Annotated in this window: 12 protein-coding genes and 1 pseudogene; 7 read left to right on the forward strand and 6 right to left on the reverse strand. The window is 70.1% G+C overall.

Going from position 1 to position 12,885, the window contains the following annotated elements; genetic code table 11:
• Positions 1 to 8 precede the first annotated feature (8 nt).
• From OHB56_RS26880 to OHB56_RS26900, 5 genes and pseudogenes are all read left to right on the forward strand, one after another.
• On the forward strand, positions 9 to 1,100 hold the full coding sequence (locus OHB56_RS26880; protein WP_326754478.1) for a sugar kinase: 1,092 nt from the start codon (positions 9 to 11) through the stop codon (positions 1,098 to 1,100).
• Entirely contained in the window at positions 1,097 to 1,855 is a 759-nt protein-coding gene (locus OHB56_RS26885; RefSeq protein ID WP_055592401.1) for an IclR family transcriptional regulator, read from the forward strand. The genes OHB56_RS26880 and OHB56_RS26885 overlap by 4 nt, the downstream gene beginning before the upstream one ends.
• A 22-nt stretch (positions 1,856 to 1,877) precedes the next feature.
• Positions 1,878 to 2,306 carry a RidA family protein gene (locus OHB56_RS26890; RefSeq protein WP_326754479.1) on the forward strand — a complete coding sequence of 143 codons (429 nt, stop codon included), beginning with the start codon at positions 1,878 to 1,880 and terminating at the stop codon, positions 2,304 to 2,306.
• Between the two features lie 150 nt (positions 2,307 to 2,456).
• Positions 2,457 to 3,944 carry a gluconate:H+ symporter gene (locus OHB56_RS26895; protein ID WP_326754480.1) on the forward strand — a complete coding sequence of 496 codons (1,488 nt, stop codon included), beginning with the start codon at positions 2,457 to 2,459 and terminating at the stop codon, positions 3,942 to 3,944.
• Between the two features lie 128 nt (positions 3,945 to 4,072).
• A pseudogene (locus tag OHB56_RS26900) lies at positions 4,073 to 4,783 on the forward strand (hypothetical protein); the annotation flags it as partial.
• 280 nt (positions 4,784 to 5,063) lie between these two features.
• Here OHB56_RS26900 and OHB56_RS26905 read toward each other — a convergent pair.
• Positions 5,064 to 6,401, reverse strand: a complete 1,338-nt coding sequence (locus OHB56_RS26905; RefSeq protein WP_406356085.1) for a M14 family metallopeptidase — start codon at positions 6,399 to 6,401, stop codon at positions 5,064 to 5,066.
• A gap of 205 nt (positions 6,402 to 6,606) precedes the next feature.
• On the opposite strand from OHB56_RS26905, the gene OHB56_RS26910 reads away from it, so the two are divergent.
• Entirely contained in the window at positions 6,607 to 7,935 is a 1,329-nt protein-coding gene (locus tag OHB56_RS26910) for an Nramp family divalent metal transporter (protein WP_406356087.1), read from the forward strand.
• 25 nt (positions 7,936 to 7,960) lie between these two features.
• Here the strand turns inward: OHB56_RS26910 and OHB56_RS26915 are convergent, their stop codons facing one another.
• The 3 genes from OHB56_RS26915 to OHB56_RS26925 all read right to left on the reverse strand — a co-directional run bounded on the left by OHB56_RS26915 (position 7,961) and on the right by OHB56_RS26925 (position 10,694).
• Complete coding sequence (locus OHB56_RS26915) at positions 7,961 to 9,220, reverse strand: hypothetical protein (RefSeq protein WP_406356089.1); 1,260 nt, start codon at positions 9,218 to 9,220, stop codon at positions 7,961 to 7,963.
• A gap of 85 nt (positions 9,221 to 9,305) precedes the next feature.
• Entirely contained in the window at positions 9,306 to 9,815 is a 510-nt protein-coding gene (locus OHB56_RS26920; RefSeq protein WP_406356091.1) for a SigE family RNA polymerase sigma factor, read from the reverse strand.
• Positions 9,816 to 9,923: 108 nt separating this feature from the next.
• On the reverse strand, positions 9,924 to 10,694 hold the full coding sequence (locus OHB56_RS26925; protein ID WP_406356093.1) for an SDR family oxidoreductase: 771 nt from the start codon (positions 10,692 to 10,694) through the stop codon (positions 9,924 to 9,926).
• Between the two features lie 78 nt (positions 10,695 to 10,772).
• Between OHB56_RS26925 and OHB56_RS26930 the strand changes: the two genes are divergently transcribed.
• Entirely contained in the window at positions 10,773 to 11,678 is a 906-nt protein-coding gene (locus tag OHB56_RS26930; protein ID WP_326757150.1) for a helix-turn-helix transcriptional regulator, read from the forward strand.
• Here the strand turns inward: OHB56_RS26930 and OHB56_RS26935 are convergent.
• Positions 11,647 to 11,838: a hypothetical protein gene (locus OHB56_RS26935; protein ID WP_326754486.1), complete on the reverse strand. Its 192-nt coding sequence runs from the start codon at positions 11,836 to 11,838 to the stop codon at positions 11,647 to 11,649. The genes OHB56_RS26930 and OHB56_RS26935 overlap by 32 nt on opposite strands.
• A 9-nt stretch (positions 11,839 to 11,847) precedes the next feature.
• Positions 11,848 to 12,699, reverse strand: coding sequence for a helix-turn-helix transcriptional regulator (locus tag OHB56_RS26940; protein ID WP_326754487.1), 852 nt, complete (start codon positions 12,697 to 12,699; stop codon positions 11,848 to 11,850).
• Positions 12,700 to 12,885: the final 186 nt, after the last annotated feature.

The following is a 12,885-nucleotide window of genomic DNA, read 5'->3' on the forward strand; positions in this document are numbered from 1 at the left end:
ACTCCACCGTGACCGCCACCGGACCCCGCACCGCCCCCGACGTCGTGGAGACCGTCGATGTCGTCGCGCTGGGCGAGTCCATGGTGACGTTCCTGCCCTCCCGGCCGGGCCCCCTCGCCGACGTGCCCTCCTTCGAGCGGGCCATCGGCGGCGCGGAGTCCAACACCGCCTGCGTCCTCGCGGCGGCCGGCCACTCGACGCGCTGGGTCAGCGCGGTCGGCCGGGACGGCTTCGGCGACCACCTCCTGCGGGCGATCGGGGAGTACGGCGTCGACGTGTCGTCCGTCCGGCGCGACCCGCACCGCCCCACCGGCGTCTACTTCCGCACCGCCGGCGACCGCGCCACCGACGCCCACGAGGTCGCCTACTACCGGGCGGGCTCCGCGGCGTCCGCGATGACCGCCGCCGACGTCGACCTGGAGGCGGTGCGCGCCGGACGCGTCCTGCACCTGTCCGGCATCACGGCCGCGCTCTCCCCCGGCTGCCTGGAACTGATGCGGGAGCTCACCGCCCGTCGCCCCGGCCGCCCCCTCGTCTCCTTCGACGTCAACCACCGGCCCGGACTGTGGCGCGACAGCTACGCCCACGGCCCCGAGGTGCTGCTGGAACTGGCCCGCGGCGCCGACCTCGTCCTCGTCGGCGACGACGAGGCGCGCGAGGCCTGGGGCCTGCGGGACGCCGCCGCCGTGCGCGAGGCGCTGCCCGAGCCGGAGATCCTGGTCGTCAAGCACGGCAGCCGCGGCGCCACGGCCTACGGCCCGCACGGCGCCCGGACGTTCGTCCCCTCCCTCGGCGTCGACGTCGTCGCCGCCGTCGGAGCCGGGGACGCCTTCGCCGCCGGATTCCTCTCCGCCACCCTGCGCGCCCTGCCCGTACGGGACCGGCTCCGGCACGGCCACCTCATGGCCGCCGCCGCCCTCACCGTCCCCGGCGACCTCGCCGCACCCCCCGCCCGCGACCTGGCCGACCGGCTGGCCGCCCTGGACGACACGGCGTGGGGGAGACTGCGTCTCGGCCCCGGTTGGACCGAGACCGCCACCGCGGGCGCGCACACGGACGCGGGCGCGGACCGGGCCGAAGAGGAGGTACGTACCCCATGAGCCAGACCGTCGACCGCGCACTGAGCATCCTGCCGCTGCTCGCCGAAGGCCCCGCCGACCTCGGGCAGGTCGCCGACCGGCTCGGCGTGCACAAGTCCACGGCCCTGCGGCTGCTGCGCACCCTGCACGAGCACGGACTCGTCTACCGCCAGTCCGACCAGCACTACCGGCTCGGCGCCCGCCTCTTCGCCCTCGCCCAGGAGGCGATGGAGAACCTCGACGTCCGCGAGATCGCCCACGCCCACCTCGTCCGCCTCAACGAGCAGTGCGGCCACACCGTGCACCTCGCCGTCCACGAGGAGAACGAGGTCCTCTACATCGACAAGGTGGAGAGCCGCTACCCGGTCCGCATGTACTCGCGGATCGGCAAGCCCGTCGCCATCACCGTCGCCGCCGTGGCCAAGCTGCTCCTCGCCGACCTGCCCGAACACGAGCGCCGCGCCCTCGCGGAGAAGCTCGACTACCCCCTGTACACGTCCCGTTCGACGCCCAACCCGGCCGCGTTCCTGCGCGAGCTGGAGAAGGTGCGCGAACAGGGCTGGGCCACCGACCTCGGCGGCCACGAGGAGTCCATCAACTGCGTCGCCGCGCCGATCCGCGGCGCCGACGGCCGGGTGGTCGCCGCGATGTCGGTCTCCGCGCCGAACGTCGTCGTCACCGCCGACGAACTCCTCACCCTGCTCCCGCTGGTCCGCCGCACCGCGGACGCGATCAGCGGCGAGTACTCCGGCCGGACCCCGGCAGAACCCCAGTGACTCCAGCGAAGGACCGTCCCGCATGACCGAGAAGACAGAGAAGGCCGAGAAGGTCGCCCTCACCCCGAGCACGCACACCACCCCGCCCGCGAAGTTCTCCCACGGCGTGCGCAAGGGCAACATCCTCCAGGTCGCCGGCCAGGTCGGATTCCTCCCCGCCGAGGAGGGCCGGCCGCCCACGCCCGCCGGCCCCACCCTGCGCGAGCAGACCCTCCAGACCCTCGCCAACGTCAAGGCGATCCTCGAAGAGGGCGGCGCGACCTGGGACGACGTGATGATGATCCGCGTCTACCTCACCGACGTGGACCACTTCGCCGAGATGAACGACCTCTACAACACCTACTTCGAGGAGCAGGGCCTCACCCAGCCGCCCGCCGCGCGCACGACCGTCTACGTCGGCCTGCCCGCGGGGCTCCTCATCGAGATCGACGCACTGGCCGTACTGGGCTGACGCGCACTCACCCCGCACCCCGCACCCTTTCCGGCCACCACCCCGCACCCCGCACCCGTATGCCACGGCACGGCGTCCGCCACCCCTGTGACGCCGTGCCGCGATCCCCCATGCCCGAAAGCTTTATGCGCTCAAGCAGAGGACCTCCGCATGTCCCATCCGTCCCTTCCGCTCGCCGCCGACGCCGCGGCCGAGGCACCTCCGCACACCGGAGGACTGCTTCTGCTGATCGACGGCACCGCCGGTCTGCTGACCGTCGCCGCCATCGGTATCGCGCTGCTTCTCTTCCTGATCATCAAGGTGCGGCTCCAGCCGTTCGTCGCGCTGCTCGGCGTCTCCATAGCCGTCGGCCTGATGGCCGGCCTGTCGGTCACCGAACTCTTCGGCACGGTCCAGCGCTCGGACGCGGTGTCCACCATCGAGTCCGGCATGGGCGGCATCCTCGGCCACGTCGCGATCATCATCGGCCTCGGCACCATGCTCGGCGCGATCCTCGAGGTCAGCGGCGGCGCCGCGGTCCTGGCATCGCGGCTGCTCGGCCTGTTCGGCGAGAAGCGGGCCCCGCTCGCCATGGGCCTCACCGGCCTGATCTTCGGTATCCCGGTCTTCTTCGACGTCGGCATCTTCGTCCTCGCGCCGATCGTCTATGCCGCCGCCAAGCGCTCCGGCAAGTCGATCCTGCTCTACTGCCTGCCCCTGCTCGCCGGCCTGTCCGTCACCCACGCCTTCCTGCCCCCGCACCCCGGCCCGGTCGCCGCCGCCGGACTGCTCGACGTCGACCTCGGCTGGGTCATCCTCATGGGCGTCGTCACCGGCCTCCCGGCCGTCGTCGCCGCCTGGGTCTACTCCGCCTGGATCGGCAAGCGGATCTTCGTCGCCGTCCCGCAGGACATGGTCGAGGCCGCCGAGGAGTCCCGTCAGGCCGTCCTCGACGAGCAGCGCGCCGCAGGCGTGGCTCCGCGTGAGACGCCCGTGCCGCTCGGCACCGTCCTCGGCATCATCGGTACGCCCCTCATCCTGATCCTCGCCTCGACGTTCTCCTCGATCGCCCTGGACGAGTCCACGCTGCGCTCGGTCGTCGAGTTCTTCGGCCACCCGTTCGTCGCGCTCACCCTCGCCCTGTTCATGGCGTACTACCTGCTCGGCATCCGGCGCGGCTGGTCCCGCAAGTCCCTGGAGACCGTCTCGACGTCCTCGCTGAAGCCGGTCGGCAACATCCTGCTGGTCGTCGGCGCCGGCGGTGTCTTCGGCGCGGTCCTCAAGGGGAGCGGTGTCGCCCAGGCGCTGTCCGACACGTTCAACGACGTCGGCCTGCCGGTGATCGTCCTGTCCTACCTGATCTCCGTGGTGCTCCGGGTCGCGCAGGGCTCGGCGACGGTGGCGATCGTCACGACGGCGGGCATCGTCGCCCCGCTGCTGTCCGAGGGGAACCACTCCCAGGCGTTCGTGGCGCTGGTCATCATGGCCATCTCGGCGGGCTCCATCTTCGCCTCGCACGTCAACGACGGCGGGTTCTGGATGGTCGCCAAGTACTTCGGCATCAGCGAGCGGGACACGCTGAAGACATGGACGGTGCTGGAGAGCGTCCTGTCGGTGGCGGGCTTCGTGGTCGCGGCGGGACTCAGCCTGTTCGTCTGACGCCGGCCCGCGGTTCCGGTCGGATCATCGTCCGATTCGTACGAACGGTGGGACGCATGTAGGCGTCTGATAACGAAGTGAGGGGCTGGCTGTGCCTCACATGGGATCGTCGACCATACTCACCCGGTGTGGAGCAGCGCATAGGTTCGAACAGCCAGCCCCAGCCCCTCGAAGGCGCCGGATTCGACCCGGCCTTCATCCCCGGGCTCACCGCACCCGTGTCCGGCACGTCCGACCGCAAGGCGGACGTGAAGGACGTGAAGGGCGAGGAGGAGCCGGAGGACGCGGTGCCGGAGACGGACGCGGACGCGGACCCGGCCACGGAACCGGGGGCGACGACCTCGCTGGAGAAGCCCGGGACTTCCGAGGCCTCGGAAACTTCTGCGGCCTCCGAGTCCTCCGAGTCCTCCGAGGAGGAATCCGCTCCCGACGGCCCCATCTTCGAGGCGTCCGACCGCCGGGCCGAGATCGTCGCCGATCACAGCGGCGTACGGCTCCGGTTGGACGACCAGGCGTGCGAGTTCCGCTGGGACGAGATCGGCGCGGTGGAGACGGAGACCGCCCGCTTCGGCAAGCGGTACACCGTCACCGTCCACACCACGGAACGCCGTTGGTACCCGATCGAGATCGAGGCCGCGTCCCGCAGCCGCTTCGCCACGTGGGACACGGAACTGGACGCGGTCCTGGACGCCTACTTCGACGACGGGGCGCCCGAACCCGAGACGCCCGAGGCGGGCACTCCCGAGGCGGATGCCCTCGACACGGCCAAGCCCGAGACGGCCAAGCCCGAGACGGCCAAGCCTGAGACGGACGCCCCTGAGACGGACGCCCCCGAGGCGGGTAAGCCCGAGGAGGACGCCCCCGAGGCGGGCAAGTCCGAGGCGGACAAGCCTGAGACGGATGCCCCCGACACGGCCAAGCCCGAGACGGCCAAGCCTGAGACGGATGCCCCCGAGGCGGACAAGACCGACGCCGACTCGTCCGGCACGGACGCCGACGCCGGGAAGCCCGAGCCGGACGCCGACGTGGACTCGTCCGACGACCCGGACAAGCCCACGTCGGGCGCCGGCCCCGCGGCCTAGACGCCACGGGGACTCCTCGTGGCGGGCGGCGGCTCCGCTAACTGCAGTACTGCGCCGCCTTGCCGATGGAGCGGTACATGCAGTCCGCGTTCTCCAGGAGTTGCAGGACGGCGTCCCGGTTGCGGGACGTCTCCCGCTCGATGACCTCGTCGGGCGGGTAGAAACCGCCGCCCGACGAGGACCTCGGATACATCTCGTAGGTGTAGCCGAAGATCTTGTGCGTGCCCCACAGGTAGTCGTCGATCGAGCCGTCCGTGATGTACAGGTCGCTGGACTGCTGGGCCGTGTAGCCGTTGCTCGCGGCCATCTTCTGGCCGACCGTGCGGAAGGCGGCGTAATCGTCGGCCGTCATCCCGGTGGTGGTGTCGGAGTAGGTGTAGCCGAACGGCCACAGCACCAGCTCGCTGTACGTGTGGAAGTCGATGCCCGCCTTGATCTGCTGCACCCCGCCCACGACCCGGCTGCGCACGAAGTCGGCGACGACCTTCACCTCGGGCGCGGACTCGGGAGCCGAACCCCGGTAGGTCTCGGAGGACGTGGAGCCGGAGGAGCCGTTGCAGCAGCCCCAGCGGTAGTCCCAGTTGCGGTTCAGGTCGGTGCCGACGTACGACGAACCGGAGTTGGGCTGACGGTTCTTGCGCCATGAACGGTAGGAGCCGGTGGCGATGTCGTACTCGCCGCCGTCCGGGTTGAGGTCCGGGACGATCCAGAGCTCCCGGTTGTTGACGATGTTGGTGATCCGCGAGTCGCTGCCGTATCCCGCGCCGAGCTCGCGCAGCAGGTACAGCGCCATCTCCACGGTCAGGTGCTCACGCGCGTGCTGGTGGTGGGTGAACAGGACCTCGGGTTCGTTCTCGTCCGCCGTCACGTTGTCGCTGATCTTGATGGCGACGATGTCCCGGCCCTGGTAGGAGCGGCCGATCACCCGCTTGCTCATGATGTTCGGGTACGCCGACAGCCGCTGGTCGATCTCCGCGTTCATCTCGGCGTAGTTGTGGTAGCGGGAGTCGGCCGAGGGGAAGTCGAACAGACGCAGATCGTCGGCGGCGGACGAACGGTCGGGAGCGGAGCCCAACGGCTTCACTTCGTAACCCTGTTGGCGCAGGGTGCGAATCTGTTCCGCACGGCCGGAGACGACCACCGTCTCCTCGTCGGCCTCGTCCACGGTGACCCCGGACCGCTGGATCGCCGTACGGGTCACGGGAGTCGTGTGCTGATGGATCTCGTACTGGCGGATGTCGTCGGCCGAAGGCGCCGCCCGTTTGCCGCTGTCGGCGCCGGCCTCCGTGGCCGTCATCGACACGGGCGCGGCGAGGGCCAGGGCGAGGAGTGCGGCGAGCGCGGCGGAGCGTCTGCCGCGTAGGCGAAGTCGCATGAGTCTCCTTGTGGGAGGTGGAGGGTTGTTCGTGCGACGTACGAACTGCTGCATGCGTGCATGCGTGGTGCGGTGCCGCCATGGTCGACGTATGGCATGATCAGGTCAAGAAGGGGGAGTCGGCCGACCCTCGACCAGGTGTATCCGGTGAAGATCCCCGCACGCCCCCTTGTCCCGTCGGCACCCATCCGCTTTCTTGACCTTCATGGCGGACACCACGGGAAACACCCAGGACACCGGAGCGCCACCCCACGGCCCCGGCCCCCAGCCCCGCAAGTCCAGTTGGCGTTACATCGGCCCCGGCATCGTCGTCGCCGCGACCGGTGTGGGCGCCGGCGACCTGGTCGCCACCCTCATCGCCGGCAGCAGCTTCGGCTACACCCTCCTCTGGGCCGCGGTCATCGGATGCCTGGTGAAGATCTCCCTCGCCGAGGCGGCGGGCCGCTGGCATCTGGCCACCGGCCGCACCCTGTTCGACGGCTGGACGAGCCTGGGCCGCTGGACGACGTACTTCTTCGGCGTCTACGTCGTCATCTGGGGCTTCGTCTACGGCGCGGCGGCGATGTCGTCGAGCGCGCTGCCCCTGCAGGCCCTCTTCCCGGACGTGATGGACCTCGAAGGGTGGGGCATCGCCTGCGCCCTGGTGGGCCTCGCCTTCGTCTGGTTCAACAGGTACGCGGTCTTCGAGAAGGTCATGACGGTCTTGGTGGGCGTCATGTTCGTGGTGACCGTCTACCTGGCGGTCAGGGTGGCCCCGAACCTCGGGGACGCCTTCGCCGGACTGCTCCCGGTCCTCCCCGACGCGGACGACTCGGTCCTCTACACCCTGGGCCTGATCGGCGGCGTCGGCGGCACGATCACGCTGGCCGCGTACGGCTACTGGGTCAACGCCAAGGGCTGGACCGACACGGGGTGGATGAAGGTGATGCGCCTCGACAACCGCGTCGCGTACCTCACCACCGGCATCTTCGTCGTCGCGATGCTCTTCGTCGGCGCCGAACTCCTGCACTCGGCGGGGCTCGCGCTGGAGAAGGGCGACCAGGGCCTGGTGCAGCTGAGCGACATCCTGGAGGACAGGTACGGCGCCGCGACGGCGAAGTTCTTCCTGATCGGCTTCTTCGCCACGTCGTTCACGTCACTGATCGGCGTATGGCACGGGGTGAGCCTGATGTTCGCCGACTTCGTGACGCGCGGCCGGAAGAAGGTGAAGGTGTCGACGGGTGAGGCCATCGCGTCCGGCCGCCCGGAGAAGTCCTGGCCGTTCCGCGCCTACCTGCTGTGGCTGACCTTCCCGCCCATGATCCTCCTGTTCGAAGGCCAGCCCTTCCGTCTGATCATCATCTACGGCGTCCTGGGCGCCGCCTTCATGCCCTTCCTCGCCCTGACCCTGCTCTGGCTCCTCAACTCCGCCCGCACGCCCCGCGAATGGCGCAACGGGGCCCTCAGCAACAGCATGCTCGTCATCGCGGGCCTCCTCTTCCTGGTCCTGTGCGTCAAGCAGGTCTGGGACCAGCCGTGGTCGGAGTTCTTCTAGGGTCTTTCGTTCGGGTCGGGCCGGGTCAGGTCAGGTCGTCCCACCGGGGACTGAGGGCGATCGTCCGGAGTTCCTCCATGCTCAGCGCGGGGGCGTCACGTGTGGCGTCCTCGTGCTGGGCGCCGGTGTTGAAGGCGCTGATCACCACACGCCTGCCGTCGGCGCGCATGGTGTCGACGGTCCACATGACGACACCGGCGGCGCCCTTTTCACCCGGCCCTTGTCGGGTCGCGACCTGGGTTCCGTCGGGCAACGTCTCGGCGGAGCCGTAGAGCTGATGGGCGACATCGCGCATGTCACGCTGGACATTGATCTGGACGAAGCTCTTCCCCTCGCCGTCGTCGAGGACGAGATAGGCGTACTCCTCCTCCTGGCCGCCCTTCGACACCACCTCGAGACGGTCGGGGACGAGCCCGGCGAGTGTCTCCCGGACCGCCGATCCGTCGGCGCTCGGCGGCGGTGTGCTCGATGCCGCGGACGGCTTCCCGGCCCTCTCCGGAATGGCGTCGACGGCGGCCCGCCACTGCGGAGCCGTGGCGAGTTCCCTGAGCTGCGAGGCGGACAGCGGAGGCGCGGGCCGGCTGACGGGCTCGCCCTTCTCGGCGGCCGAGTTCCATTCGCCCGCACTGACCATCTGCCCCTGGGGGGTGACCAGTACGGCGCTCCACGCCCTGGTGTCCGTGTGCCGGTCCGGATCCATGTACCCCTTGAACATCATGAACTTCGACCCGTCCGCCAGAGTGCTGGTGGCACAACTGTCGTACGGGGCGAGTACCTTGTCCGGGCACAGAGTGGCCTCGCGGGCCTGGGAGCCTCCCGGCTCGACGCGTTGGAGACCGACGCCGACGGCCGCGGGTCCCTTGCCGTCGTCGTACACGACCTTGGCGAACGGCCCAAGGGGCGAGTCGGTGCCGCGCCCCTCCTCCCCGCTGAACCTCCCGTCGGGGAGGAGCCCCTTCAGCGTGCGGATGAGTTCCTCGCCGGAGACGGGCGCCGGAGTGTCCTGGGCGCCGGCGGTGACCTCGGCCCCCGAGGCCGCCGACGTCCGCCCGTCCTCTCCGCCACCGCTCCCGCCCGGCAGAAGGAGCGCCCCGCCCACCCCCACGAGAGCGATCCCGGCCGCGCCCCCGAGGACGGCGGCCCGCCGCCGCACCCGCATCCGCCTTCCCCATGTCCGTCCTCCGTCGGTGAGGGCGCTCCGGTCGGCCTCGAAGACGTTGCCGGTGTCGTGCAGAGCGGCGGAGAGCCGCTCCTCGAAGGGGTTGCTGGGCTGGTCGACGGACATGACGAACCACCGCTTCCGTGAGGTGAGCCTGGAGGAGAGTGAGGAGAGCGAGGAAAGGAGCGAGGAGGGGACGGCCCGCGGCCGGTCAGGTCCGGGCGTACTCACCGAGGTCCTCGCCGAGCAGTTCCCGCAACCGGGCCAGGGCGCGCACGCTGCGCGTCCGCACCGCCGCCGGGCTGACGTTCATCGCGTCGGCGGTCTCCTGGATCGAGCGGTCCTCCCAGTACCGCAGGACGATCACCGCGCGGTCCTTGGTGGGCAGCCCGGCGAGGGCGTCGAGCAGGGTGAGCCGCAAGGACGGGTCCTCGTCGGCGCCCGGCCGATCCGGGAACGCGGCGGTCGAGCGCTCGGTGCTGCTGCGCCGCCGCCGGTGGGCGAGGAACGCGCGGGTGAGCATGGTCTGCGCGTACCCGGCGGGGTTGTCCGCGCGGGAGACCCGCCCCCAGTGCACGTACACCCGTCCGAGGGTCTCCTGGACGAGATCCTCGGCGAGGTGCGTGTCCCCGGCGGTGAGCAGACACGCGGACCGGTACAGATGTCCGGCTCGCGCCGCCGCGAAGTCCCCGTACCCGTCCTCGCGACTGTTCTGCCCCATGCGAGCATCCCCCTAGGCTTTCCCCGTTGCTCTCACCTCATTGATGCGCCGGACCCCGGGAAATGTTTCACTCCCCTGTCACCTCGGGTGGTCGGTCTCGGAAGGTCGTCACACCAGGCCTCCGTTGGCCCGCAGGATCTGGCCGTTCACCCAGTGGCCCTCCGGACCGGTGAGGAAGGCGACCACCTCGGCGATGTCCTCCGGGGTGCCCAGCCGCTCCAGCGCGGGGGCCTTGGCGAGTGCATCGATCTGTTCGGGGGTCTTGCCCTCGAGGAACAGGTCGGTGCCCGTGGGCCCGGGGGCGACCGTGTTCACGGTGATGTCCCGTCCGCGCAGCTCGCGGGCGAGGATCAGCGTGATCGCCTCGACGGCGCCCTTGCTCGCCGTGTACGCGCCGTAGGCGGGGAGCTGTGTGCCGACCACGGAGGTCGAGAACCCCACGAACGAGCCGCCCGCCCGCAGCCGCCGCGCGGCCTGCTGGGCGACCACGAAGGTGCCGCGGATGTTGGTGCGGTGCATGGCGTCGAGCACCGCCAGGTCGAGGTCGGCGATAGGGGAGAGCGCGAGCCGTCCGGCGGCGTTCACGACGATGTCCACGCCGCCGAACTCGTCCTCCGCCCGGTCGAACAGTGCGGCGACCGCGTGCTCGTCCGCCACGTCGGCCCGTACGGAGATCGCCCGCCCGCCGGCCGCGGTGATCGTCTTCACCGTTTCCTCGGCGGCAGCCGTGTCGCCGACGTAGTTCACCACGACGGCCAGGCCGTCCCGGGCGAGCTTCAGGCAGACCGCCCGGCCGATGCCGCGCGATCCGCCGGTCACGACGGCGACGCGACCGGCCGACGGTGCGAAAGCCTCAGGAGCTTCAAGGTACGTAGTCATGTTCTCCACGATGCGCACGGACGACCGGTGGAACCAGGGGACGAGATCCCCTGTGTCGCTGACTCGGCCGAGCGCAGAATGGACGGCATGGGCTCTGCGAAGTACACCGAACTGGGAGCTTTCCTCCGCTCACGGCGCGCCCGCATCCGCCCCGGGGACGTCGGGCTCCCCTCCGGACCCCGGCGCCGGGTGCCGGGGCTGCGCCGTGACGAGGTCGCCCAGCTCGCCGGGGCATCGGTGGACTACTACAACGAGCTCGAACGCGGAGCAGGGTCCCAGCCGTCCGAGCAGATGATCGCCGCGCTGGCGAGGGCGCTGCGTCTGAGTGCCGACGAACGCGACTACCTCTGCCACCTCGCGGACCGCCCCGTCCCCGTACAGGGCGGGGCCGCCGCACACGTCCACCCCGGCATGCTCGACCTGCTCGGCCGGCTGACGGCGACCCCCGCACAGGTGATCACCGACCTGCACGTCGTCCTCGTACAGAATCCCCTCGCCGTGGCGCTGCTCGGGGACCAGTCCGGCTCGCGGGGGCACCGGGCCAGTTTCGTGTACCGGTGGTTCACCGACCCCGCCGCCCGGAACCTCTACCCCGAGGGCGATCACGACCGCCAGTCCCGCTCCTTCGTCGCCGACCTGCGCGCGGCCGCCGCCAGGCGGGACAGGAAGGACGCCGAGGCCGGCTCGCTGATCGGTGTGCTGCTCGACGCGTCCCCCGAGTTCGCCGCGCTGTGGGCCGACCACGACGTCGCGTTCCGGCGGGATGACCGCAAACGCCTCATCCATCCCGTCCTCGGCCCGATCGAGGTCAACTGCCTGCACCTGTTCAGCGAGGACGGCCGGCAGCGGCTGCTCTGGTTCACCCCGGCGGTCGGCACCGACAGCGCCGACCTCCTCGACCTGCTCGCGGTCATCGGCACTCAGGACGTCGCCGACCCGGCCGGCACCGGCTTCACAGCAGGTGGTCGGCCTTCCCCGCCTTGATGTCGATGATCATCCGCCGCAGGGCGTCACGGCTGTCGGTGAGGTGGTCGTCCTCGGAGCCGGCTATGGCGATGTAGCCGTTGCCATTTTGATCGGTACCGAGGCGGAAGCAACTGGCTCCCTCACCGCAGAAGGGATCTTCCCAGGTGATGTCGTCCATGCTGTCTCCTCACAGGCTGTCGGCGGCATCCCGGATGAAGTCGCGGGATGCTTGGGGCGAGAGGGCGATGCGCTCCATCCAGTCCAGATGCGTACGGTACTTCGCCAACTGTGCTTCACCGCTGAAGAATTCCGGGCCATGAGTGCTGTCCACCTGGATGGTGTCCAGTTGCGGGACCTGCCCTTCCAGGTAGGTGAAGATCTGCCCGGACCCGGGAAACGTGCCAGCGGTGAACGGCACGACCAACAGCCGTACGGCGGGCCGTTCGGACATGGCGATCAGATGCTCGAGTTGGGCTCGTGCACATTCCCGCCCGCCGAACTGCATCCGTACAGCGGCTTCGTGCACGACAGCGACGTACTCGGGCGGATCGTCCCGGTCCAGCACCTGCTGGCGCTCAACGCGGTACGCCAGCCGCAGCGCGGCCTCGTGCTCTGGGAGCGGCGGCAGGACGCTTCTGAAGAGTTCCAGGGCGTGGTCACTGGTTTGCAGTAGGCCAGGGATGTGGGCGATATGCACAGTGCGCATCCGCGTTGCCTGGGCCTCCGACTCGGCGATGTCCAGCAATCCTGCGGACAACGATCCCCGGTAGCGCTCCCACCAGCCACGTCCGTTGGGCCGGGCCATGGCGACCAGCGCCTCGATGTATGCCTCGTCCGAGCAGTCACAGTTGTAAGCAAGGGTGCGAAGTCGCTCGGGGCTGATGGCGCGGATACCTGTCTCGACGTTGGAGATCTTGGCCCGGTCGAGCCCGAGCAGCCCGGCGGCCTGGTCGGCTGTTATGCCTGCCGCGACCCGCATCTTGCGCAGTTCGTTGCCCAGACGTCTCTGGCGCTCGGTGGGCGTCGTCCTCGGAGGCATGTCCTTCCTTCCTGTGTGATGCGTCAGCAGTCTGCCGTCCTTCGGAGCCCGTTCACCACGATCGGGTCATTTTCTCGAACAGAGTGGTAATTGACCCATCTGTGATTCTACATTCAGTGATGCAAGGGTGACTGCACGCAGTCGGCAGTGCATCGCGTAAGCCTGCCCGCGCGACGGAGCCACCGA

The sequence above is a fragment of the Streptomyces sp. NBC_01635 genome (genome assembly GCF_045209715.1).
Classification (GTDB): domain Bacteria; phylum Actinomycetota; class Actinomycetes; order Streptomycetales; family Streptomycetaceae; genus Streptomyces; species Streptomyces hirsutus.